General features: G+C 57.3%; 20 protein-coding genes. 15 read left to right on the top strand and 5 right to left on the bottom strand.

Annotation, left to right across the window (positions count from 1 at the left end; genetic code table 11):
* Window positions 1-48 precede the first annotated feature (48 nt).
* The 8 genes from Pan97_RS04125 (at window position 49) to waaF (ending at window position 9,740) form a co-directional block, all read left to right on the top strand.
* Window positions 49-483: an acyl-CoA thioesterase gene (locus Pan97_RS04125; RefSeq protein ID WP_144970883.1), complete on the top strand. Its 435-nt coding sequence runs from the start codon at window positions 49-51 to the stop codon at window positions 481-483.
* Between the two features lie 212 nt (window positions 484-695).
* Window positions 696-1,640: a prenyltransferase/squalene oxidase repeat-containing protein gene (locus Pan97_RS04120; protein ID WP_144970882.1), complete on the top strand. Its 945-nt coding sequence runs from the start codon at window positions 696-698 to the stop codon at window positions 1,638-1,640.
* Window positions 1,641-1,646: 6 nt separating this feature from the next.
* Entirely contained in the window at window positions 1,647-2,339 is a 693-nt protein-coding gene (locus Pan97_RS04115; protein WP_144970881.1) for an ABC transporter ATP-binding protein, read from the top strand.
* 19 nt (window positions 2,340-2,358) lie between these two features.
* Window positions 2,359-5,898: an ABC transporter permease gene (locus tag Pan97_RS04110; protein WP_144970880.1), complete on the top strand. Its 3,540-nt coding sequence runs from the start codon at window positions 2,359-2,361 to the stop codon at window positions 5,896-5,898.
* Between the two features lie 111 nt (window positions 5,899-6,009).
* The gene (locus tag Pan97_RS04105; RefSeq protein WP_144970879.1) at window positions 6,010-6,594 is read left to right on the top strand and encodes a hypothetical protein; all 585 of its coding nucleotides are present in this window, start codon (window positions 6,010-6,012) and stop codon (window positions 6,592-6,594) included.
* A 22-nt stretch (window positions 6,595-6,616) separates the two neighbouring features.
* Window positions 6,617-6,982 carry an amidohydrolase gene (locus Pan97_RS04100; RefSeq protein ID WP_144970878.1) on the top strand — a complete coding sequence of 122 codons (366 nt, stop codon included), beginning with the start codon at window positions 6,617-6,619 and terminating at the stop codon, window positions 6,980-6,982.
* Window positions 6,983-7,147: 165 nt separating this feature from the next.
* On the top strand, window positions 7,148-8,650 hold the full coding sequence (gene rfaE2, locus Pan97_RS04095) for a D-glycero-beta-D-manno-heptose 1-phosphate adenylyltransferase (protein WP_196782272.1): 1,503 nt from the start codon (window positions 7,148-7,150) through the stop codon (window positions 8,648-8,650).
* A 22-nt stretch (window positions 8,651-8,672) separates the two neighbouring features.
* Complete coding sequence (gene waaF / locus Pan97_RS04090) at window positions 8,673-9,740, top strand: lipopolysaccharide heptosyltransferase II (RefSeq protein WP_165698606.1); 1,068 nt, start codon at window positions 8,673-8,675, stop codon at window positions 9,738-9,740.
* Between the two features lie 28 nt (window positions 9,741-9,768).
* Here waaF and Pan97_RS04085 read toward each other — a convergent pair whose 3' ends face one another.
* The 3 genes from Pan97_RS04085 to Pan97_RS04075 form a co-directional block, all read right to left on the bottom strand.
* Window positions 9,769-10,005, bottom strand: a complete 237-nt coding sequence (locus Pan97_RS04085; protein ID WP_165698605.1) for a BON domain-containing protein — start codon at window positions 10,003-10,005, stop codon at window positions 9,769-9,771.
* A 178-nt stretch (window positions 10,006-10,183) separates the two neighbouring features.
* Window positions 10,184-10,855, bottom strand: a complete 672-nt coding sequence (cysC, locus tag Pan97_RS04080) for an adenylyl-sulfate kinase (protein WP_144970875.1) — start codon at window positions 10,853-10,855, stop codon at window positions 10,184-10,186.
* Window positions 10,856-10,907: 52 nt separating this feature from the next.
* The gene (locus Pan97_RS04075) at window positions 10,908-11,987 is read right to left on the bottom strand and encodes an acyl-CoA dehydrogenase family protein (protein WP_144970874.1); all 1,080 of its coding nucleotides are present in this window, start codon (window positions 11,985-11,987) and stop codon (window positions 10,908-10,910) included.
* 404 nt (window positions 11,988-12,391) lie between these two features.
* Between Pan97_RS04075 and glgP the strand changes: the two genes are divergently transcribed.
* Together glgP and Pan97_RS04065 are read left to right on the top strand one after the other, a co-directional pair.
* The gene (gene glgP, locus Pan97_RS04070) at window positions 12,392-14,587 is read left to right on the top strand and encodes an alpha-glucan family phosphorylase (RefSeq protein WP_144970873.1); all 2,196 of its coding nucleotides are present in this window, start codon (window positions 12,392-12,394) and stop codon (window positions 14,585-14,587) included.
* A gap of 321 nt (window positions 14,588-14,908) precedes the next feature.
* Window positions 14,909-17,080 carry an SHD1 domain-containing protein gene (locus tag Pan97_RS04065; protein ID WP_165698604.1) on the top strand — a complete coding sequence of 724 codons (2,172 nt, stop codon included), beginning with the start codon at window positions 14,909-14,911 and terminating at the stop codon, window positions 17,078-17,080.
* Window positions 17,081-17,167: 87 nt separating this feature from the next.
* On the opposite strand, the gene Pan97_RS04060 is transcribed toward Pan97_RS04065, so the two are convergent.
* On the bottom strand, window positions 17,168-18,028 hold the full coding sequence (locus tag Pan97_RS04060) for a hypothetical protein (RefSeq protein WP_144970871.1): 861 nt from the start codon (window positions 18,026-18,028) through the stop codon (window positions 17,168-17,170).
* A 516-nt stretch (window positions 18,029-18,544) separates the two neighbouring features.
* Here Pan97_RS04060 and Pan97_RS04055 point away from each other — a divergent pair.
* The 5 genes from Pan97_RS04055 (at window position 18,545) to Pan97_RS04035 (ending at window position 22,152) form a co-directional block, all read left to right on the top strand.
* The gene (locus tag Pan97_RS04055) at window positions 18,545-19,174 is read left to right on the top strand and encodes an antibiotic biosynthesis monooxygenase (RefSeq protein WP_144970870.1); all 630 of its coding nucleotides are present in this window, start codon (window positions 18,545-18,547) and stop codon (window positions 19,172-19,174) included.
* A gap of 116 nt (window positions 19,175-19,290) precedes the next feature.
* Complete coding sequence (locus Pan97_RS04050; RefSeq protein ID WP_144970869.1) at window positions 19,291-19,872, top strand: antibiotic biosynthesis monooxygenase; 582 nt, start codon at window positions 19,291-19,293, stop codon at window positions 19,870-19,872.
* A gap of 50 nt (window positions 19,873-19,922) precedes the next feature.
* Entirely contained in the window at window positions 19,923-20,474 is a 552-nt protein-coding gene (locus Pan97_RS04045) for a DUF1697 domain-containing protein (RefSeq protein WP_144970868.1), read from the top strand.
* A 215-nt stretch (window positions 20,475-20,689) separates the two neighbouring features.
* The gene (locus Pan97_RS04040) at window positions 20,690-21,655 is read left to right on the top strand and encodes a DUF1559 domain-containing protein (protein ID WP_165698603.1); all 966 of its coding nucleotides are present in this window, start codon (window positions 20,690-20,692) and stop codon (window positions 21,653-21,655) included.
* Window positions 21,656-21,759: 104 nt separating this feature from the next.
* A complete protein-coding gene (locus Pan97_RS04035; protein WP_144970866.1) occupies window positions 21,760-22,152 on the top strand; it encodes a hypothetical protein in 393 nt (130 codons plus the stop codon).
* Here Pan97_RS04035 and Pan97_RS04030 read toward each other — a convergent pair.
* A complete protein-coding gene (locus Pan97_RS04030; RefSeq protein ID WP_144970865.1) occupies window positions 22,071-22,736 on the bottom strand; it encodes a DUF456 domain-containing protein in 666 nt (221 codons plus the stop codon). The two genes, Pan97_RS04035 and Pan97_RS04030, sit on opposite strands and share 82 nt — an antisense overlap.
* Window positions 22,737-22,866: the final 130 nt, after the last annotated feature.

The raw sequence follows: 22,866 nt of genomic DNA, 5'->3' as shown, positions 1-22,866 counted from the left end.
ATATTGATTACCGGCCATAAGTGCCAACAATGGGACCAGGAGAACACCATGTCGCAAACCTTTCAAACGACCCGCCGCGTCGAATTCCGAGATACGGATGCTGCCGGCATCGTGCACTTTTCGGCCTTTCTGATTTACATGGAACAGGTCGAGCACGAATTCCTGCGTTCGCTGGGACTCAGCGTTCATCACCAGTTGGAAGACACGTCGATGAGCTGGCCCCGGGTATCTGTCGATTGCGACTACCGCGGCCCGGCCAAGTTCGAGGACGTGCTGGACGTTTCGCTGACCATTGCCCGGATCGGCTCGCGGAGCGTGACGTATCGTTTCCATTTCGAGCGTGACGAACTGACCTTCGCGGAAGGAACCATGACTGCCGTCTGCTGCCAGGTTCGTCCCGGTCACGCTCCCAAGAGCATGGAAATCCCCGAGTGGTTCAAAGAAAAACTAGAGCCCTTCGTCGATCAGACCGCCACCACCTAATGTCCCCTAGCCCCCGTCTGCGGGTTAGAGGGTTAGGGTGAGGGGACGTGTCGCCGGAATGGAATAGAGTCGCCGCCTGAGTTCCCAACGATTAATGCAGTACATTGACAGACGATGTTAGACTAACGTCGCTCAGCAAACTCTCACCCTAGCCCTTTCCCTGCGAGGGAGAGGGGACGAGAGATAATCCTTCGCGCGACAGCCACTGCTTCATGCTTTCCTACCACGAACAACTCACGCTGCGACTAGCCGCCGGCATCGGCGAACTCGACCAGGCGACCCGCGCGCGGCACACCCAGTTTCTGTTGGCCAAGCAGAGGGTCGATGGGGGCTTTGCCGGCCGGGAAGGTGCCAGTGACCTGTATTACACCAGCTTCGGCCTACGAAGCCTGGCCATCCTGGGCGAGCTGCATGGGGAAGTCGCCGAGAAGGCTGCGGCGTTCCTGCAAACCAAGCTGTCGGGGCACGAAGGGGTCGTCGATTTTCTTTCGCTGATCTACGGAGCGAAGCTGCTAGAAACGGCCGCGGGGATCGATATCTTCGCCGGTGCTTCATCCGACTGGCGGCGAAGTGTCGCGGATACGCTGAACTCCTTGCGTCGAAAAGATGGCGGCTATGCCAAGGGTCCCGAAGGGATGGCCAGCAGCACGTACCACACGTTTCTAGTGCTTTTATGCCTGCAACTGATCGAGCAACCGATCCCGCAGCCCGAAGCGATGGTCACGTTTCTGCTTTCGCAACAAGCGGAGGATGGCGGCTTTCGCGAGATCCGAGCCAGCAAAAGGGCCGGCACCAATCCGACGGCCGCCGCGATCGGGGCGCTGCGGATCCTCGATAGCCTGACCGAAGAGATTATCGAAGGAACGCTCGACTTTCTGGTCGAGATGCAAAACGATGAAGGGGGACTGCGTGCGAACACCCGCATTCCCATCGCCGATGTGCTGAGCACGTTCACCGGCATGCTGACCCTGACCGATCTGGATGCCCTGCACGAGATTGAAACGGAAGACGCGCTGACCTACGTGCGCGGCCTCGAGCAAGACACCGGCGGCTTCTTCGGAGCGGCCTGGGACGAGGTGGCCGACGTGGAATACACGTTCTACGGACTGGGCAGCCTCGCCCTGCTGCACGTACCCAACGACTTCACCCTGGAATGAACCATCATGGCAGACCTGGAAATCAAGCAGTTGGCCAAAGAGTACCCGACCCGGGCCGAATCCCTGAAAGTCCTGCGGGAGGTATCCCTCTCGCTTTCCCTAGGTGAAAGCACCGCGATCCTGGGGCCCAGCGGCTGCGGCAAGAGTACCCTGCTCTATTGCATCGGAACGCTCGAAGAACCCACCTCCGGCAGCATCACGCTCGATGGGAAAGATCCCTTCACGCTCAGCGAGGTCGACCTGGCCCGGTTTCGCAGTGAGAACATCGGCTTCATCTTCCAGGACCATCACCTGCTGCCGCAATTGACCGTGCTCGAAAACGTGCTCGTGCCGACCTTGGCCGGCGGCAAGTCGACGCCTCAGCAGATCGAACGGGCCAAGATGCTCATCGAGCGGGTAGGTCTCTCGCAGCGGATCGAACACCGCTCGGCGGAACTCTCCGGCGGTGAACGGCAACGGGTCGCCGTTGCCCGCAGTTTGATCCACCAGCCCAAGCTTCTGCTGGCCGACGAGCCTACCGGCAACCTCGACAAAACCAACGCCGAGGCGATCGGCAACCTGCTGCTGGAACTGCAGAAAGAAGAACAATCGATCTTGATCGTCGTCACGCACAGCCAGGAACTGGCCGCGATCTTCCAGCAGCAGTACCAACTGGACGACGGCAAGCTGCAAGGGCAGCAGCCAGCCACGCACTCGTAACGCCAAGGAGGCAACCATCATGAATCGTTGGCGTTTGGTCCTGCGAAGTGCTCAGCAGTTCTGGCAAACCAACCTGGCCGTTCTGCTGGGTGTCGCCGCCGCGACGGCCGTACTCACCGGTGCCCTGATCATCGGCGACTCCGTCAGGGGTAGCCTTCGTGATTTGGCCTTATCTCGATTGGGCTCGATTCAAGAAATCCTCCTCGCCGATCGCTTCTTTCGCCCGAATGTCGCCGAGCAGATCTCGCAGCACAATGCAAACACCACCACCGTTCCGATCGTCCTCATGCAAGGCACCCTGCAAACGGTAGCCAGCAAGCCCGACGAGCCGACCAAGGTCGCCGGCAACCTGGCGGTACTGGGCATTGATGAGGCCTTTTGGAAACTGGGGGACGTCCCAGGCTGGACGCCCACCCAGATCAGTGACGACGAGATCATCCTCAACCAGCCGCTGGCCGATGAGCTAGGTGTGAAGCAGGGAGACCTCGTCACGCTGCGTCTGCCAGGCGGTAACGATGTACCAGCCGATAGTCCCCTGGGACGCAAGACGGCGGAAACGCAAAGCCTGCCGCGATTGACCGTAAAAGCGGTGATTCCGGCCGAAGGACTCGGGCGTTTCGGCATGCATCCCACGCAGCAGTTGCCGCTCAATGCGTATGCCTCGAAGGCCGCCCTGCAAGATGCTTTGGAACAAGACGATCGCGTCAACGCCGTCCTGGTGAGCCACCCCGATGGACAAACGCTCGATCTCAGCAAGCTGTTTCTGACGCTGGCCGACTACAACTTCGAACTGACGAAGGTCGAGCAAACGTTCCAGCAGAAAACGATCTACGACTATTGGCAACTGACCAGTAGCCGGATGATCTTTGGCAATGCCGCGGCGGATGCCGTCGAGAGAGCCTTCGAAGGAGATGCCCATCCGACGTTCACCTACCTGGCCACGTCGATCGGGGTCGGTGAAGTACCCGACGGGGAAGACAAGAGTTCCATCCCCTACTCCACCGTCACGGCCTTGCAGTTCAGCGGCCTCGACTACCCACTGGTTGATCAGGACGGCAAACCGATCGAAAAGATCGGCAAGAATGAAATCGTCCTTAACTCGTGGACGGCCGAGCACCTCGCCAGTGCCCAGGCCAAGAAGCTGCAGAAGGCCAACCCCGACCTGAGCGACGAAGAGGCAAAGCAGCAATCAAAACTGAAGCCAGGAGATACGATCTACCTGCAATATTTCGCGCCAGAAAGTTCGCATGGCGTGGCCCAGGAGATCGGTCGAACGTTTCGCCTGGCGGCGATCACGCCGCTGACCGAGCCGGATCAGCCCTTCCGCCGGAGTCGTCCGCCGGTGTTCGACAAGGCACCCACCACGGCAAACGATCCCGATTACACGCCGGTCGTGAAGGGAATCACCGATCAAGACTCGATCGACGACTGGGACCCTCCGTTTCCGTACGACAACTCGCGCGTCGATGGAGACGACGAAGAGTATTGGGACAACTACCGCACCACCCCCAAAGCGTTCGTCGCGCTCGAAACGGGGCAAGAGCTGTGGGGAAGCCGCTTCGGTGAAGTGACTGCGTTCCGCTTTTTCGGCGAACAGTACACCGACGAGCATGCCCTGCAAACGAAGATCGAAGACGCCTTGGCTTCGCATCGCAGCGAACTTGGTTTTCGCCTCTTAACGGTACGCCAGGATGCCCTGCGTGCCGCAGCCGGGACCACTCCGTTCAACGTGTTGTTCATGGGGTTCTCGATGTTCATTATCGGTTCGGCCATCATGCTGGTGTCGCTGCTGTTTCGCCTGGGGCTCGAACAGCGAAGCCAGCAGATCGGCCTGCTGCAAGCGGTCGGCCTCAACCGCAAGGTCACGCAGGGCCTTCTGATGCGCGAGGCCGGGCTGATTGCCCTGGTCGGTAGCATCGCCGGCGTGATCATCGGCATCGGCTATGCCTGGCTGATGCTGGTGGGGCTGCGAACGTGGTGGTTGGGGGCGGTCGTGACGCCGTTTCTGACGCTGCACCTGGATAACCCCAGCAGTCTACTGATCGGCCTGGTGAGCGGTTCGCTCGTTTGTCTGCTGACGATTTTCTTCGGCATGCGTGGTCTGAAGAAGCTTTCAGTACGGGGGCTGTTGCAGGGAAGCACCACCGATACGCAAATAACGTTCGGCAAGCCTATCCGCTGGGCCATGTTCGCCGGAATCGCTTGTGCGCTGGGTGCCGTTGGCCTGTCATTTCTCGCCGCTGGTCTCGGAGGGGAAGCCCAGGCCGGGGCGTTCTTCGGCTCTGGAGCATTGGTTCTGACTGCCTGCCTGCTGCTGCTTTGGCACATGCTGCGCAGCGGTGCCGGGTCAGGCCGCGAAAGTTCGTTTAGCCTCGGGCAACTGGCCCTGAGCAATGCGGCCCGTAACCCAGGCCGCAGCACGCTGACGATCGGCTTGATCGCGTCGGCCGCGTTCTTAATCGTGGCGATCGGGGCTTTCCGGCTTTCGCCGACCGACACCGGCTCGGGCGGGATGAATCTGATTGCGGAGAGTTCCCAGCCGCTGTACCGCGATCTCAACACGCCGGAAGGCCGCCTGGAGACAGGCTTCAGCGATGAGGAAGACCAACAACTAAAGTCGACCACGATTCTCTCCCTGAGGGTTCAACCCGGCGACGATGCCAGTTGTTTGAACCTCTACCAATCGAACAGTCCTCGCGTGCTGGGCGTGACGCCGAGCATGATGCAGTATTACGCCCAGTCCGATGTAACGCACTTCGACTGGGTCGCTTCGGCCGCGACCAGCGGCGAGTCGAAATGGGAAGTTCTAGCAGAAAAAGCCGATGGCATCACCGAGCCGATTCCCGTGGTGCTCGACAACAACACCGCCATGTATGCCTTGCACTTATATGGCGGCATCGGCGAAGAGTTCACCACCACCGAAGACGACGGCCGCGAGACGAGGTACGTTGTCGCGGGTTTGCTTTCCAATTGCGTCTTCCAAGGGAACTTGCTGATCAGCGAGGCCAACTTCCTAGCGAGTTACCCCGATGTGAGTGGCTACGAGATGTTCCTCATTCGCACGCCGGAAGGGAAAGAGGAAGAAGTTCGCGACATCCTGGAGAATCGCCTGGCAGACCAAGGTTTCGACATCACATCGGCTGAGAAGATTTTGACCAGCCTTCTAGCAGTGCAGAACACTTACCTGTCGACGTTCCAAAGCCTGGGGGCGCTCGGGCTACTGCTGGGAACGTTTGGCCTGGCAGCCGTGCAGCTGCGAACGATTCTCGAACGGCGGTCTGAACTGGCTTTGCTTCGCGCGGCCGGGTTCTCCGACGGCCGGCTTTACTCGCTGGTGATGCGCGAGACGATGGTTCTGCTGCTGGGCGGGCTGGCGACGGGGGTGATCTCGGCCTTGGTCACGGTCGTGCCGCATATGGTGTTTGGCAACGCGTCGATTCCCTTTGCTTCGCTGGGGGGCATGTTAGGTGTGATCCTGGTTGTCGGTATCGTCAGCAGTAGCTTGGCGGTCCGTTCGGCGTTGAAAGGGAATATTGTTCCGGCCCTGCGCGGGAGTTGAACGCTTCACGCAGCTGGACCTCGCCAACGGTAGCTTTGCTCGTTAGAATGGGAAAAAGTCGTTCTAACAACTATTTCGCTTCCCCCCTGACTCAACTTGGAGTAGTTTTCCATGCATTTCATTTTCGTCATCTGCGGTATCGCGTTAACGGCACTGGCCTGGGGAAGCTACGGCCCGGTGTTGCACGAGGGGCAACACTACCTCGGCAACGACCGCATCAAGCCGTTGATCTGCGTCGGCCTGGCTTACCTGGTGGTTGCGGTGATCATTCCTTCGGCCATCCTGATTGCCCAAGGCAAGTTCACCACCGACTGGACCTTCAGCGGGTTCTCGTGGAGCTTCATCGCGGGTACCTGTGGTACGTTTGGCGCGTTCGGTTTGATTCTGGCGCTGACCAACGGTGGTAAGCCATGGATCGTGATGCCGCTGGTGTTTGGCTTCGCCCCGATCGTGACGACGATCATCTCGCTGTTCACCAAGAACCTCTGGAGCCAAGCCGGACCTGTTTTCTATGCCGGGATCATCATGACGATCGCCGGCGCTGTGACGGTGCTGCTGTTCGCCCCCAAGGGTGCTCCGCCGCAGAAGTCGGCCCACGCTCCGGAAAAGACCGAAGAGGTCAGCAAGGCAGAGCCCACCCAGCAGCCCAGCGCCATCGAGAAGCTGACTGGCAAATCGCAAGCCAAGTCCGAGTAACTTTCAGGGTTCGCTTGAATCGATGAATGAGTCGTCTCTTTCGCCGCAGTCCCAGATGGAGGCCATCGATTTGCAGATGGCCCATCTGTGGATGGTGCGTACGTTCCTCAAGCATGCCGAGGAAACGGAAGAAGACGAAGAGCTGCAGCAAGTGGCCCGAACGCTGTACGACTACATGCTGGCGCTCGGTCCGGCGGTTCAAGCGAACGATCCGGCCACCTATCTGAAGCAAGCGAAGAAGAAGTTCAGCAAGCTTCGTAAAGCGTGTGAACTGTTCGAGGAGATCCAGCCTGAGATCTCCGACCACACGAACTTCAAAATGGCGGCGGTCAGTTGTCGCCAGGTGATCAATCAGGTCGAAGCCATTCTGAGTGCTAGCAGCTACTAGGGTTGAACGTTGCCATCAACCACGAACACAACCGCTGGCAGGTTCTCTATTTGCCCAGTTCACCATTCTGGGTATAACCAAGTCCCGATAAACCTTGCCTGGGCTGTCCACGGATTGGAGTCGGCCTGGGTTTTTCGATCAAAGCCACGTCAAGGAAGACGAGCCGTGAGCCTCCCCCCGCTCTTGCAAGCGTTTAAATCGATGCGTCCCGCCAAGGTTCTGGTCTTGGGGGACATGATCCTCGATCGCTACACCTACGGCAACGCGCAGCGAATCAGCCAGGAATCGCCGGTCATCGTGCTGCATGCCGACGACCAGGAACTGCGTCTGGGCGGGGCAGCCAATGTTTGCAACATGCTGCGAGGGCTCGATTGCCACGTGGTTGCCGCTGGCGTGCACGGCCGTGACGAGTCTGGTAGCCAGATGGTGGAACTCGCCCAGCAGTCCGGCATCGATACGCGCCTGATTGCCTGCGATGCGTCGCGTCCCACCACGCTAAAAGAGCGATTCGTCGGCCGAGCCGGTTCGCGACACCCCAGCCAAATCTTACGCGTCGATCACGAAAAGACCGAAGCGATCGGCGACTGGCTTGTTGAGAAGATCTACTCCGGTATCGAGAATCAAATTGAAGACTTCGACGTCATACTGATTTCTGACTATGCCAAGGGAGTCTGCACGCCAAAACTACTACAAATGGTCATCCAGTTGGCCAATAAGCACAACATTCCGACGTTGGTCGACCCGATGCGGGGGCACGACTACGAGCGTTACCGAGGCGCAACGCTACTCAAGGCCAATCGAATCGAAACCGAACTGGCCAGCGGCGTTTCGCTGCAGACCGTCGCCGACGCGTCTGCCGCCGGCAGCCAACTGTGCCAACAGTTGGACCTAAAGGACGTGATCGTGACCCTCGATCGAGACGGCATGGCCCTGGTCAGCCGGGATGGTTCGTCGTGTCATTTCCCCACCCAGGCCCGCAGCGTGTACGACATCACCGGAGCCGGCGACATGGTTCTGGCCATGCTGGGCGCTTGCCTGGGGAGCGGTTTGGATCGTGAGAATTCGGTTCGTCTGGCCAACGTCGCCGCCGGACTGGAAGTCGAAAAGTCGGGCGTCGCCGTGATTCCCCTGGCCGAGATCGAAGCCGAACTTCGCACCGACCTGCTGCCGGGTCAGAAGAAGATCGTCACGCACGAGCAAATTGCCTCGATCGCCGAAGAACATCGCCGCCGCGGCGAGAAGATCGTGTTCACCAACGGCTGCTTCGACCTGCTGCACTTCGGACACGTGACCAACCTGACCGAAGCCTCGAAGATGGGTGAAGTCCTGGTCGTGGGACTCAACAGCGACGCCAGCGTCTCGAAGCTGAAAGGGCCGACGCGACCGGTGATCAGCGAGACCGAACGCTCGGCGATGCTGGCCGCGCTATCGTGCGTGGACTACGTGGTGGTCTTCGGCGAAGACACGCCGTACGACCTGATCAAAGCGGTCCGACCTGACGTCCTGGTCAAGGGAGGGCATTACGTACCGGAAGAAATCCCGGGGTACGACATTCTGCAGGAATATGGCGGAGAGATTCGCCTGGTCGACATTGTCGGTGGTTTCTCGACGACCGACATCATTCAGAAGGTTGCGGCCAACGAAACCATTCGCCGCACGGCTGCCTAGTCGGTTTCCAAGGATCGTCGCCATGGATGGCACACGAAACATTGCGGTCGTTTTACCCAATTGGATCGGCGACGTGGTCATGGCCACGCCGACCCTGCGCGCCATTCGCGAAGGGCTGAAGACAGGCGATCGCCTGGTCGGCATCATGCGTCCCTACGTGCAGGATGTGCTCGCCGGCACCAGTTTCCTGGACGACGTGATCCTGTGGAGCAAAAAGGCGAAGGAGCCGAGTCAGCGGTTTTTGAACGTCGCATCGACGCTGCGTCGGCAAGGCTTCGATCAGGCCATTCTGCTACCCAACTCGATCAGTTCGGCAGGGCTCGTCTACCTGGGCGGGGTCAAACAGCGCATCGGTTACCGCCGCTACGGCCGCGGTCCTCTCCTGACGCATGCGTTGGATCCACCGACGGAAAACGGCGAGCGAATCCCGGTATCGGCCGTCGACTATTATCTTTCGCTGGCCGAACTGGCCGGCTATGAGGTTCGTTCGCGTCACTGCGAACTGGGCTACACCGACATCGACGACCTGCGGGCCCAGGTCCTATGGCGACAGTATCGTTTCTTCGAGCGCCGCGTGATCGTGTTTAACACCGGCGGAGCCTACGGCGGCGCGAAGCACTGGCCGGCGGACTACTACGCGGCTCTGGCTCGTCGATTGGTCGAAGACCCACGCAACGCGGTGCTGTTGATTTGTGGCCCCAGCGAGCGCGAAACGGTGGCTCAGATCGAGCGGGAAGTGAATCACCCGTTCGTCCGAAGTTTGGCCGAAGAAGATCCAAGCATTGGCCTGAGCAAAGCGGTGATCAATATGGCCTCGCTGATGATCACGACCGATTCGGGGCCGCGACACTTCGCAGCGGCATTCCAAGTACCAGCGGTCGCCATCTTTGGCCCGACCGATCCACGCTGGGCCGAGAACTACAACCCGTACGAGATCATCCTCTCGGCCGACGCCGACTGTGCACCATGTGCCCAGCGAGAGTGCCCATTGAAGCATCATCGCTGCATGCGAGACCTGGCGGTGAATGACGTTCTGCTTGCTGCCCAGCGACAACTCGACTGGCAAGCCGATCAATCGCGCGCGGCCTAAGCAACGTTCGGCTCGATTCTATCTGCCGTTAGACGGAATCGTCCACTCGAAGATTGTTGCGGACCTGGACGTCGCCGTCGATCGAACGAACTAGTTCCTGGGCAAGTTGCTTTTGATAGAACGAGGTCACTCGACCGCTGAGGTAGACCGTGTTCTCGTGCTCTTCGTCGAGTTCAACCTGAATGAAACGGAGGCGGGGATTGCCACACGCCGCGAGCGCCGTGACGACGCGCGAGCGTATGTCTTTCATCGAGGAACTAATCATCCGTAAATCCTCAAGGGAGGGCCCATACCACGAAAAAACAGCACTTTCGCGCCAGGCCAAGACAGGTATGCGAGAGAAGGTAGTGATTGGCATCGCCACGGCAAATCCGTCGCGTCGTGTGTTCCTCAGAGCAGCGATGCACCCATTAGTTGTAGGACCTGATCAAGAAGTGGTCAAGTTAAACCTGAGGCAGCTTTCTCATCTTTCGAAGCTCTGCGATGACTTGATCGGCAAGTTGATCCGGCGAGTAATCTCCACCGGCCAAGTGAACTTCAGGTTTGGCCGGAGCTTCGTAGGGATTGTCGATGCCGGTGAATCCTTTGATTTCGCCTGCCCGAGCTTTCTTATACAGCCCCTTGGGATCGCGCTGTTCGCATACCGCTAGCGGCGTATCGACGAATACCTCAATAAAATCGCCGGCACTTCCGCTCGACTCGACAATTCGCCGCACGGCGTCACGATCGGCCTGATAGGGACTGACGAATGCGGTCAGCACCAAGACTCCTGCCTGGCAGAAGAGATCAGCGACGGCGCCGATTCGGCGAATGTTCTCCGCCCTATCCTGGGCTCCGAACCCGAGCCCAAAGCGCTGGGCAAATTCCGGCGAATAACTCTCTTCCAGAATCTTGCCGCTGGCATTCAAGCCGTGGCGTACGTTGTCGCCATCGAGCAGGAAGGTGTGGATTCCCATCTGGTGGAGCTTTCCGTCGACGGCGTTTGCGACGGTGCTTTTGCCGCTTCCGCTCAGCCCGGTGAACCAAACCACGCCACCTCCATGTCCATTAAGTTTTTCTCGATCGGCGCGGGAAACGTGGTGGTCGTGCCAGGTGATATCAACGTTTTCGGACATGGTGTGTTCTTACGCAGTTGCAATGAGGCGAATTGTTGAGAGCGGTTCCAATTTAGCCCTCGATTCTAGCAAGTTCGCAAAGATTCGCGGACAACACGTTGCTCGGGCAGCTCCACACCAGGAAGAATAACGCCTCGCGGCACCATCGCCCGACGTCATGGCTTTGCAAGTAACCAGCCCCTTTGGCCGAACTGAGTGCGGCCTGGGTGATCCGCAAAACCAGGCTGTTTGCGCGCGAGCGGATCTGCATCGGATCACACTGGGGTTCTCCGGCTGCGGCAGCGAGAAGATCGTTCTTCAGAGCTTCCAGTTCCGCCTCGAAGTGCTCGGTCGGCTGGGCGAACTCGCTCCGCTTTTCTCGCTGCGCGACCAGAAAACGATACGCCGCCGTGGAAAGACCCACCGCCAAAGTCGAAGTTTCCAGGCCGCCGGTGTTGGCTCCTTTCCCCTTCTTCATCACATCTTCGCGGGGACCATCCAAGACCCACTCGTGCGGGCAAAATGCGTCTTTGAAATGGACCGGCCCTGTTTGGCTGGCCGACAGTCCGACCAGTTCGGCCGGCTCACCGACTTCCACACCAATCCCTTTGGCAGGCACCGCCAGCAGCATTTGTCGACCATCTTCCAGGCAGGCGCCAATCACCAACGTATCGGCCGCTTTCGCACCGGTGACCCAAGGGCTGTACCCATCGAGCTTGTAGCCGCCGTCGACCTCGGTCGCCAGCAGGGCCGGTTTCTTTAAGTGCTGACGACTGGTCGTTAGATGCGAAATGCCAACGGTGGCAAATGTTCGGCCTGATAACAGATCTGGGAGCAGCGACTTCTTCAGGGCCTCGTTTTCGCTGGAAGCGATCCGTCGACATGCCCCGGTGCGCTGAGTGATCACGAAAGTGGTAGTGAGACACGCGGCCGAAAGTTCGAGATATCCACGTACGACATCATCGCCGGACCAGCCGAGCCCGCCTTGCTCTTGGGCGATGAACCAGCGGAAAACTCCGTGCTGTGCACAATTAAGTAGCTGCTGAGCAGGCCAATCCTGGGCGGTCTGCAAGGAATTCGCGTTTTCACTTAGTTGCGCGCATAGTGCCGCAAGGTTGGCAGAATCGGGCGTGATGATTTCTTTATCGGACATCGTCATCCCCATCAGAGGGTCAGGGCATGCCAGCAGCGCTGGCACGTTGGCATTCGATTTGCTTCTACTGCAAGTTATTCCGTTTCACTGAAACCATCATTCCCCGTGTCTGCGTAAGTGGCAAGCGGACTAAGTCAGGTCGACAAGGCGGTCTTCTTTGGAACTCACCCTTAACAATCGGCCTCCCGACTTTAGTCATTCACCCTTAAGCTACGCCAAGCTGGCAAGCTGCGAAAGAATTAAGGGAAGCCATTGGAGATCCATCTGACGCTTGTGCGAATTTCCTCCTACAATCCACCCCCTGCTTTTGCTTGCAGGGGTCGCATGCCGGAAGTCAACTCGCTACATTGCCTGTGTGCATGGATTCAGAAGCCCTTGTATCTTGAACCAGTTAGGTAACTGCGATGAGCCAGGCTGAAATGACCCGAACCGAGGACGACAACGTGACAGCACCCGTTGAACTCTCGGCCGAAAAACTTCACGAAAAGTGCATGGCGTTAGCCAACAATCTTTGGTGGACTTGGCAACCGGACGTATTCAATCTGTTTCGCGATCTCGATCCCATTCGATGGCGACAGTTAGACCATAACCCAATCGCGTTGCTCCGCGAGTTCACCCCCGAACGATTAGAATCGCGGGTCGCGGAGATGGTGCTTTATAGCCGCATCAATCATGCCTATCGCCGACTGAAAGAGTACATGGCCAGCAGTACTCCATGGGCAGATACCCATGCAGGCGTGCTCGGCGGCAAGCCGGTCGCGTACTTCTCGGCCGAGTTCGGCATCCACGAATCAATTCAGATTTACTCTGGCGGTCTGGGGGTTCTCTCTGGCGACCATATCAAGAGTGCCAGTGGACTGGGCGTGCCGTTGGTGGCGATTGGTTTGTTCTACGATCAAGGCTACTTCAAGCAGCACCTCAACGACGAAGGCTACCAGATCGAAGAGTACCTCGACACCAAAGTCGAGAACCTTCCGATGAAGCCAGCCAACGATCCCGATGGTAAGCACATCACCGTCACCATCAACATGAAGGGTGGCAAGCTGCTGGCCAAAGTCTGGCAGATGAACGTCGGTCGTGTGCCACTGTTCCTGTTGGACTGCGACGTCGAAGGGAATAACCCGGAAGACCGCGAACTGACCAGCCGTCTGTATGGTGGTGACGAACGCACTCGTATCCGCCAGGAAATGGTGCTCGGCGTGGGGGGCATCAAGGCCCTCAAGGCGCTGGGCATTACCCCAGGCGTGTATCACTTGAACGAAGGTCACAGCGCGTTCGCCACGCTGGAAGCCGTTCGCGATCACATGCACGAGGATGGCATGAGCTTCGACGACGCACTTCGCGAAGTTGCCAAGCGGACGGTCTTCACCACGCATACCCCGGTGCCTGCCGGTCACGACCGCTTCGATGCCGGTCTGATCGAAGAGCACCTGGGTGACCTGCGAGAGTCAGTCGGCATCTCGCACGAACAACTAATGGGAATGGGTCGCGTCGACACCAATAACCAGCACGAAACGTTCTGCATGACGGTGTTGGGCCTCAAGGCCTCGCGCCGAGCCAACGCCGTGAGCCAGCTTCATGGTCACGTCTCGCGTAGCATGTGGGCTCACCTGTGGCCATGGCGGGTGGAAGAAGAAATTCCGATCGGACACATCACCAACGGTGTGCATATCCCATCGTGGATCGCCTGGCAGATGATGCAGCTCTACGATCGCCACTTCCCCAGCGGTTGGTATCAACGCATGGGTGAATCGGACGTCTGGCAGTTCATTCACGACGTCGACCCCGGCGAACTTTGGGAAACGCACGCCACGCTGAAGAACCTGCTGCTGCAGTTCGTCCGTCGCCGTATCTCGCGTCAATGTCGTCGCCGAGGTGAAAGTGATGATGCCGTGGAACACGCACGAACCGTGCTGGATCCGAACGTCCTGACGATCGGGTTCGCGCGCCGTTTTGCCACCTACAAGCGAGCCGACCTGTTCATGACCGACGTCGATCGTCTGGTTGAAATGATGAGCGATCCCAAACGTCCGGTGCAGTTCATCTTCAGCGGTAAAGCTCACCCGAAAGATGAACCGGGGAAGGCCAAGATCAAGAGGATCAACAACCTGCGTCACGATCCTCAGTTCCGAGACAAGATCGTGTTCATCGAAGACTACGACATCAACGTCTGCCGTCACCTGATCCAAGGTGTGGACGTTTGGTTGAACAACCCTCGACAGCCGCTGGAAGCCTCTGGCACCTCGGGGCAGAAGGTCGTTCTTAACGGCGGTTTGAACTGCTCGATCCTCGACGGTTGGTGGGCAGAAGCCTACGACGGCCGCAACGGCTTCGCCATCGGCACCGGCCGCACGCACACCGACGTGGCCAAGCAGGATGCCCGCGACGCCGAAGACCTGTACAAGGTGCTGGAAAACGAAGTGATTCCGCTGTATTACGATCGCGACGTCGACGGTCTGCCGCGCGACTGGATCAAACGCATGATGTACAGCATCAGCACTTCGGCCTGGCGATTTAGTGCCCACCGCATGGTGGCCGACTACACCAAGCTGTGCTACGTGCCAGCCGCAGGCGGCTTAAGCAGCCAAATGCCTGGTTAAACACCAACGTAAAGACTCTGAGAAAACGAAAAAGGATTCGGTTCTGCCGGATCCTTTTTTCGTTGTCGTTCGTCTAATGCATAGGAAACAACGAGGGTTTTGTTTGAGTTTGGTCAAATCTCCGAGATTCCGGCTGACACGAGACATCATCGTTGCCATAATGGGTAGCTGGGGATGGTTATCTACCCCCCGATAGCTTAAGGACAGAGAAGCGGCAATCGGTTGGTCCATGCGTAGGCGATCCCGCGCGCCTATCCCCCCTCCAACCACATCCTCATGGCACCTTTATTTTACGTCCTTATCGCCTTGGGCATGAATCTGATGAATCAAAAAAATAGATTTCGGGCATGGCTATTTATTCCTCTCTTGCTGTTCCTCATTCCAGTGGTTGCTGAAGCCGGCAAATTCAAAGTCGGTGACGTCGTCCAGGTCTATGACGACTGGAAAAAAGAGTGGAAGAACGGCACGGTCGTCGACGTCAACCGACGCGGTGAGCTTCTGATTGAAACGGCGTCGTACGGTAATCTTCGTCGCGATGTTTATCAGCCGAAGGTCGTTCGATTTGCGTATGAAGATGGTGCGATCGGACCGGCCCGAACATGGACCGATACCAGCGGCACGTTCAAAATCATGGCCGCCCCGCTGGGAATCGTCGAAGACAAGATACGCTTGCGTCGTGAAGACATGTCGGAAATCGAAGTGCCGATTGCCAAACTCGGAGACGCCGATCAGCGGTATATCGACCGCATGAAGGCCGAGATGGGCATCCGCGCCGTACCGTCCCCTGACCCAATTCCGCCGATTCGCTTTGCTGGAACCGACAACGAGAACCTCAATGCGTTTGGTAGCGTCGGCTACGCGGAAGAACGCATCGCCATTCTGCCGGATCCGCTTCCGTCGTATATGGTGATTCCGCAAGGGGGGGTCGGCTTCGGCAAACATTACGAAGAAGAGCAATTCGGCCTGATTCAACCGATTGGTGGTCCAGACGGCCTAGTGCTTGTCTCGGCCGAGTACCCGGTCGATCCTCGCAAGGCGGACGAGTTCGATCGCACGCGTATCGCCTGGATCTCGCTCAAGGAAAAGAAGATCTCCAAAGAGCAGGCGCTTCCCGACGGCGAGATGGTTTTGGACTACCATCCCGCTTCGCACCGGCTGCTGACGTATCGTTACAAACGTATCAGCGGCAGCTTTGGTCGCCGGAAGTCGATTCTTTCGATCTGGGAAGTCTTGCCGACCGACGAATCGATGACGCCGATCGTCAGCTGGGAAGCCTACCCAGAGGATGGATACGACAAAGAACCGTGGGCACGTCTGATCAACGGCAACCTGGTACTCCACCGTTTTGCCGACAAGCAGTACGTCGGTTGGGATATCGCCAACAAGTCCGTCGCTTACCGCATCTTCCAGGACAACATGTGGTCGACGCCTCCCACGCTCAGCGGGACGTCGAAATATGGGTTCCTGGTCGAAAACAAGAGCGTGCGTATCTTTGATGCGGTAACCGGGACGACGATCACCAAACTGATCACCGAGAACCCCGTCAAGCTGGCGACCCCCAGCGAAGACGGTTCGAAACTGGCAACGCTGGAAGAGAATACGCTGACGATTTGGAACCTGACCGACCCAGCCGCCGAACCAGTGACGCATCCTGCCGAGTCGATCGGTGGTTCGATGGCCAAGGAAATGTACTGGGTCAACAGCGACATGCTGATGATCAAGAACTTCATGGAGATGATCCTGTACGACCTCAACGAAGGCATCGCCATTTGGAATTACCATCTGGAACATGGAACGGTCACCGCCGTGAAAGAGTCGGAAGGCCGCCAGACTATGGGCGTGCTCAATGGCCATTTGGTTTACGGAGCGGAGCTTCAAGCCAACGGTCGACGTGCCGGCCTGGCCGTCGGTAACGTCAAACTGCCTGGCCCTGACGTGCGAGAGAAAGTGGAAGGGGTCTCGCGAGAAGACCTGGTTGTGGTCAAGCCAGGCAGCAAGATCCGGCTGGAAGTACGCTGCGGCGATCAACACAATCCCGCGGTCTACAATGCCTTGGTGGCCAAGATTCGAGAGAATGGTTGGGAGCTAAACCAGGAAGACTACGACGCGATCATGCACGCGGAAATCACGCGCGGCGAGCCGGTCACGCGGACGTATCGCTTCTTTGGTTTTTCCCGGGCCCCTGAAACGGTCACCTATACGCCGATCATCTCGAAACTGGATATGACCATCGGCGACGCGACGATCTGGCTCAACCAAACCTCCACCGGGCCAGGCATGTTCGTCGGTGCCGATGAAACGATTCAGCAACAAGTCGATCGTCAGACGGAAGACGTTAATTTCTTCACCCGCAGCCGACTTCCGGCGATGATTCTGGATCCTAAGTACGGACGTGGATTTGGTTCGACCAAAGTCTCTACCAAAGGCCTGGAACCGAGCACCATGCAAAAGATGATCTACTCGAACGGGCGTCCCGTCTACTTGAAAGACTAACCCCACGTGATTGATCACTTCGCGTATACCAATGGCCAGTCGAATCGCATCGACTGGCCATTTTCTTTTCTTGTTCGAGTCGAATAGCTATGGCTTGATCACCAACTGACCGATCTTCTTGCCGGTGTTGTTGTACATCGCGTGCCAGTCGTTGATGTCAGGAAACCCATCCAGAAAGATCTGAATGAATCGCGGCCAGTCATTTGGCTGAATCGTCAGACAACCATCGGACCCGCGATTGTTGTTAAACCCATTGTGGACGTTGATCCCTGAAGAAGTCGTCTTGGCTGGATTGTCGCTTTGGACGTTGACTGGCTTTCGCATGTTGACCAAAAGCCCAGGACGAATCCCCTCTCGCTTCATTACCAGTTTGTCGGCCCCTTGCTTGGCGGCGTTTCCCCCTTTGTGAAAACCGATATGCAAAGGGTACGTACCATCGAGGACGCGTCCTTTGACGGTCATATCGTCTGGCCAAATCGATCCTTTGAAGGTGCCGTTCACGCCACCACCGGTGAGCATGAAGGTCGACTCATACATCCCATTGAAGGTCGCGGACTCGTTTCCCTTGCGCTTCGTTTTCGTCGGCATCTTTCCGCCGTGCTGTACCGTCAGCGTGATCAGGCCGCCCACCGGGACAGGCGGAGCAGCCGGAGGTGCCACGGCACCCACGATGGAAGTCATCGCCTTCCAGGTCTTCCCTCCCACGTCAATCCGTCCGTCGGCTTTGGCCATGCCGACACGCTTTACTTGGAAGTTGATAATTGCCTTGACCGTGTTGGAAGTCGCGCCTACCCGAGCAATTTTTCCGTCGATACCCTTGGGATCAAAGAGTGGATTGGCCGTCTTCTTGGCAACCTCCGTCAGCATCTTCTGCACGGTCTTGACATCCGCCATGTGGTTTACGGCACCACTCTCATAACTTCCCACCGACGCGCTAATCTTCCACATGAGCTGAATCCTTCGCAATTAGAGATGCCTGCTAATAAATGCGTTATCGCCGGCAATCTCGAGGGGTTGCGTAGAAAATCGCTTTTTTCCTGACAGAATGCGAGGCGACGCTCAGAATATCGAATTCGCTCTCCGCTGAATCATGAATTACCAGGGAATCCCCCCAGAGAATGTCACGAGGCAACCGCTTTGTCTAAGTGTTGATAAAGGGATAGGCAATGTCGAGCACAACTGCGTAAGAAAGCGACCATCGCGAACCAAAGGCACGCGTTGCGGAGACTTAACCACGACTTTACCCATCGTTTTTCATTCCTAAGTCATTCCCTTCTAGACTTCTGACGGCCTATATCCGGGCAAAACGCGAATCTTTGACCGGTTATCAGGACCTCTCGGCTCATTGATCACGAAAAGACCACCTCCGAGCGGGACTTTGGTGTGAAGTTTGCTGCCCTGAAAGATCGATAGCATCCCGCAAGGGAAATGAGGTCAACTTGTGACCATTCCAAGGAATAGACAATGGGCCAGTTTCACATCGCCATCACACATCAAGCCAAACCGGGCAAGGAGGAAGAATACGAGGCCGCCTTGCGCCAGTTCGCAAAAGAGTCGCTGGACGAACCAGGCACATCTGGGGTTCTGCTGTTGGCCCCGGCACCTGGAGCGTTAGGCAAGGAATATGGAATCCTGCGCACCTTCGAAGACCGAGCATCTTGCGAGGCGTTTTATCGCTCGGAACGTTATCGTGAATTCCATCGCCGGACACGGCCGTTGGTGGCGGATGATGCCAAGCGTCGTCCTCTGAGTGGCCTGGAAGTCTTTTTCCACGATCCCCGCACGAGCCCTCCGAAGTGGAAGATGTTCGTCGTGACCTGGCTAGGCGTATTCCCCAGTGCCCTGCTCTTTTCCGTGACCATTCCCCCGCTAATCAGCTTTATGCCGGATCTATTAATCCGGGCCATCGTCAACGTCTTCGTCGTCGCCTCGTTGGCCTGGATCATCATGCCCTTCTTAACGCGACTCTTTCGTCCGTGGCTGTCTCCTCCTCAAGAGCAACCCGCGATCCCCGACTTTGCGACTGCCCGCGAAGAACCGCAGCCTGAAGATCGAGAAGAGTTCTTCGAGCAACTTGAGTTGGAACGGATTTGATGTTTGCTTGATTGCGAACAATTCCAAGGGTACTGTGTCCCAGTGCCGTAAGCCGCTACTGCCTGCGCTTTCGACGGTCGCCTTTGATTCAATCCGAAGCTCAAGACGAGGCCCTCATGAGTCACGTTCATGTCGCGATTACTCACCAAGCCAAACCTGGGAAAGAGGCTGAGTACGAGGCGGCGCTGCGTGAGTTTGCCCGAGAATCGCTGCACGAACCAGGCACGGCCGGCGTGCTGCTGCTGGCCCCTGTGCCGGGAACGTACGGCTGCGAGTACGGCATCTTGAGATCGTTTGAGGATCAAGCATCATGTGACGCGTTTTATCAATCGGCCCGCTTTCGCGACTTCCACGAGTTGACCAAGCCGCTGGTCGTCGAAGAGGCAACGCGCCGGAAGCTGCACGGTCTGGAGGCCTTCTTCCGCGACCCCAAGCTGAGTCCTCCGCGTTGGAAGATGGCGGCCATCACCTGGCTGGGTGTCTATCCTTCGGTTTTATTCTGGGGCAATTTGCTGCCCCCGGCTCTGAGTAGCCTGCATAGTCTTGTGGCGACGGCGGTGACGACGATCTTCGTCACCATAACCTTGGCCTGGCTGGTCATGCCAATCCTGACCAAGGTTTTCGCCGCGTGGCTGCACCCGCCCATCTCGAGCGTTCCCATCTTGGGTGAAGCCCTTTCCGATCAGGCCTCGAATTGAGATCATCGGATCAGGACTGTTTGTTCGTTGTTGCCCGATGGAAGTGAACCATGGCGAACCTCAATCAATACGTTGCCTTTTTGCGTGGCATGAATTTGGGCAAACGAAGGCTCAGCATGGACCGGTTGCGAGGACTATTGATCGAACTCGACTACCAACAGGTCGAAACGTACATCGCCAGCGGGAATGTGGTCTTCTGGGTCCCCAAGACCGCCGAAGCGAAACTTGCCGCGAGCATCTCCCAGCATCTCGAATCTTCGCTGGGTTACCCGGTCGATACGTTCGTTCGGTCTGCGGCGGAAGTTCGGGCTGTCGCCGAGCGGGAAGTCTTTCCGCGACAGAACGAGCCTGACTGGAACGTTCACGTCTCGTTCTTCGCGAAGAAGCTGCCGCCGAAAATGGTCCGGAATCTCGAAGCGATCCAAACGGACACAGATGCATTCCGCGTGATTGATCGAGAACTCTTCTGGCTGCGGAAAGGGCGTATGTCAGACTCTCAGGTATGGGACCTGTCCGCCATGAAGGCGCTGAAGCTGCCAACGCATACCATGCGCAACATGAATACGATTCGCAAGCTAACCATCAAGCATCTAGCAAACTAAGTCAGGTTAATTTCCCTTAATCAGCCACAACGAGGCATAGGCAATGGCTTAGTGGTACTGAAAACCGCCTATAAATCGGGAAATGTGCGAATTTGCGTTGAAATCACAAGGTGATATCCCGTAAGATCACATGCCTAGTCTTTTCTAACCAGATTTTACTTTTCTTTTCTCTATATCTGGGAGATTTTGTTGTGAGAACGCGCGGATTCACACTTGTGGAATTACTTGTGGTAATCGCCATCATTGGTGTTTTGATTGCCCTCTTGCTTCCAGCAGTACAGCAAGCCCGGGAAGCGGCCCGGCGGATGAGTTGCAGCAACAACCTGAAGCAGATTGGGTTGGGCCTGCATAACTACCACGACACGTTTGGAGAGATGCCTCCTTGTTCGGTCGCTCCAGAAGATGGCGATCCAGCCGGTGGCAAACACGGTACGACAGGCTGGGTCTTTCTGCTGCCGTTTATCGAACAGAGTTCATTTCATGATCGCATCAGCCAGGCCTCAAACAATTTCAATCTCAACTTCTGGCTCGGCTCTGGCGCCGCGGCACCGATTCGCAATGCCGTTGACGAACTGTCCGTAGAATCGTATTGGTGCCCTTCGAGTCCTTTGGCTCGTTTCAAAACCCAAAACAGTCGGCAGATTCAACAGATCGACTACGTGTTCGTCGCTGGGGCAAATAATCATTCGCGTCGAGATCGCAAGGCCGAGAGCAACAGTCACTTTTCCGATGGTGGCGTGTTCCGGCAACAACTGGGAGTCTCGTTCCGTGACATCACCGACGGTACATCGAACACCTTCTGTATCGGCGAGCAGTCCGGCCACACCAGGAGCGGCAACAACAACACGTTTGATGCCCGCGCTCATCCAAATAGTGGCTGGTACATGGGATCGAAGAACTACACCCGCCCAACCGGTGCCGATGACTCGTGGGGAGCGGGCGGCGAGGACGATCGCTGCTACAACGTGACCACCATCCGTCAAGGAATCAACACCAAAGTAATTGGTGGCAACTGGGCGAAAGCACCACGCTGTAACACCCCGGTTCAGTCGGCCCACCCAGGCGGATCGCTGGTGATCGTCAGCGATGCTTCGGTGCGTTTCATGCCGGAAACCACGACGCTTTCCATCGTGAAAAGCCTGGCAAACCGAGACGATGGCAATCCGGTTCAGTTTCCGTAACTAGGCCGAGTTGCATCTTGAGGAGTGGCGCGAGGCAGCGCGTCACTTCTCACTCTTATTGTATCTCTTCTCATTCTCATAGACGCTTTATCGGAGTGCGCGATATGGCTAAGTATGGCCTTTGTCTGGTCGCAGTCGGCCTTTTGGTCGGATGTAGCGAGTCTGGCCCCAAGATCTATCCGGTCGATGGAAAGGTTACCATCGGCAAGAAGCCCATGAATGGAGGGTTCGTTTCCTTCGAAGATCCTACCACAGGAAAAGCAGCCCAAGGAGTCATCGAAGAAGACGGAAGCTACACGGTGCAACTGCCCGAAGGTAGCTACCAGGTGATGATCGAGCCGATCGAAATCGAAGTGAAGTCGAAGGACGGAATGTCCCCGCCCGAGATGAAGTACGCGCAAAACGTGCCGGAACGTTACATGTCGGTTGATACGACCGATCTTTCGGCTGAAGTGGGCGATGGCTCCACCACGTTCGACTTCCAATTGAAGAGATAGCTGACCTCGGCTTCGGTCGACAACTGCTCGGGAATCGGCTCCTTCTTCAAATCGAAAAACGAATCGAGCGTGACCAACACCAGCATGATCACGCCGACAATCAGCTTGCCGACGGTGCCCAGGATGCGTCCGATGAACGCTCCTTGACCAATCGCCATACGCTCTTGGTGCGTCTTCTCGGTGTTGTGCTCTCCGAGCCAGGCCCCACCAAACGCCCCGAGTGCCCCTCCCAAAAGCGCGCCGATCATCGTTCCCAAAATGGGAATAAAGCTCAGCAGAATGGCTCCTGCCAGGCTACCGACAAACGCCCCCACCAGCGACAGGAACACGCCCCAGCGGCTTCCTCCCTGCTTGGCTGCCCCGGCGGCACCGGCCAGAAACTCAACGATTTCCCCGATCACCGCCAGCACGGCAATGACGATCACCACGGTCCAGCTGACCCGTGGGAAATAGCCGGCGGGCAGGAAATAGGCATACAGAACCGTGCATAGCAGCAATATCCAATTACCCGGCAGCGTGACGAAGGTCGTCAGCCAGGCAACGGAATTGACCAGCATGAGCAAAACGGCAGCGACATAGACCATGGGGGATCTTCTCTGGGGGATAAGCTTTCCGTTGAGTACTTCGGATAGGCACCTAGATTATTGCGAATTCATTCCCGGCGGGTACTGGTTTCCGCACCCGCTCATGTCACCCGATTTCCCACTCTTTTCC

The sequence above is a fragment of the Bremerella volcania genome (assembly GCF_007748115.1).
GTDB lineage: Bacteria > Planctomycetota > Planctomycetia > Pirellulales > Pirellulaceae > Bremerella > Bremerella volcania.
Note: the sequence above shows the minus strand (reverse complement) of the source record. Positions and strands in the feature narration are given on the sequence as shown.

Excerpts from the sequence above, each read along its gene's own strand:
- Pan97_RS04055 (WP_144970870.1), top strand. The coding sequence starts at position 18,545 with ATGGGCCAGTTTCACATCGCCATCACACATCAAGCCAAACCGGGCAAG.
- Pan97_RS04075 (WP_144970874.1), bottom strand. The coding sequence starts at position 11,987 with ATGTCCGATAAAGAAATCATCACGCCCGATTCTGCCAACCTTGCGGCA.
- glgP (WP_144970873.1), top strand. The coding sequence starts at position 12,392 with ATGAGCCAGGCTGAAATGACCCGAACCGAGGACGACAACGTGACAGCA.
- Pan97_RS04060 (WP_144970871.1), bottom strand. The coding sequence starts at position 18,028 with ATGTGGAAGATTAGCGCGTCGGTGGGAAGTTATGAGAGTGGTGCCGTA.
- Pan97_RS04115 (WP_144970881.1), top strand. The coding sequence starts at position 1,647 with ATGGCAGACCTGGAAATCAAGCAGTTGGCCAAAGAGTACCCGACCCGG.
- Pan97_RS04045 (WP_144970868.1), top strand. The coding sequence starts at position 19,923 with ATGGCGAACCTCAATCAATACGTTGCCTTTTTGCGTGGCATGAATTTG.
- Pan97_RS04030 (WP_144970865.1), bottom strand. The coding sequence starts at position 22,736 with ATGGTCTATGTCGCTGCCGTTTTGCTCATGCTGGTCAATTCCGTTGCC.
- Pan97_RS04050 (WP_144970869.1), top strand. The coding sequence starts at position 19,291 with ATGAGTCACGTTCATGTCGCGATTACTCACCAAGCCAAACCTGGGAAA.
- Pan97_RS04065 (WP_165698604.1), top strand. The coding sequence starts at position 14,909 with ATGAATCAAAAAAATAGATTTCGGGCATGGCTATTTATTCCTCTCTTG.
- Pan97_RS04085 (WP_165698605.1), bottom strand. The coding sequence starts at position 10,005 with ATGATTAGTTCCTCGATGAAAGACATACGCTCGCGCGTCGTCACGGCG.
- Pan97_RS04110 (WP_144970880.1), top strand. The coding sequence starts at position 2,359 with ATGAATCGTTGGCGTTTGGTCCTGCGAAGTGCTCAGCAGTTCTGGCAA.
- Pan97_RS04035 (WP_144970866.1), top strand. The coding sequence starts at position 21,760 with ATGGCTAAGTATGGCCTTTGTCTGGTCGCAGTCGGCCTTTTGGTCGGA.
- cysC (WP_144970875.1), bottom strand. The coding sequence starts at position 10,855 with ATGTCCGAAAACGTTGATATCACCTGGCACGACCACCACGTTTCCCGC.
- Pan97_RS04120 (WP_144970882.1), top strand. The coding sequence starts at position 696 with ATGCTTTCCTACCACGAACAACTCACGCTGCGACTAGCCGCCGGCATC.
- Pan97_RS04125 (WP_144970883.1), top strand. The coding sequence starts at position 49 with ATGTCGCAAACCTTTCAAACGACCCGCCGCGTCGAATTCCGAGATACG.
- Pan97_RS04100 (WP_144970878.1), top strand. The coding sequence starts at position 6,617 with ATGAATGAGTCGTCTCTTTCGCCGCAGTCCCAGATGGAGGCCATCGAT.
- Pan97_RS04105 (WP_144970879.1), top strand. The coding sequence starts at position 6,010 with ATGCATTTCATTTTCGTCATCTGCGGTATCGCGTTAACGGCACTGGCC.
- waaF (WP_165698606.1), top strand. The coding sequence starts at position 8,673 with ATGGATGGCACACGAAACATTGCGGTCGTTTTACCCAATTGGATCGGC.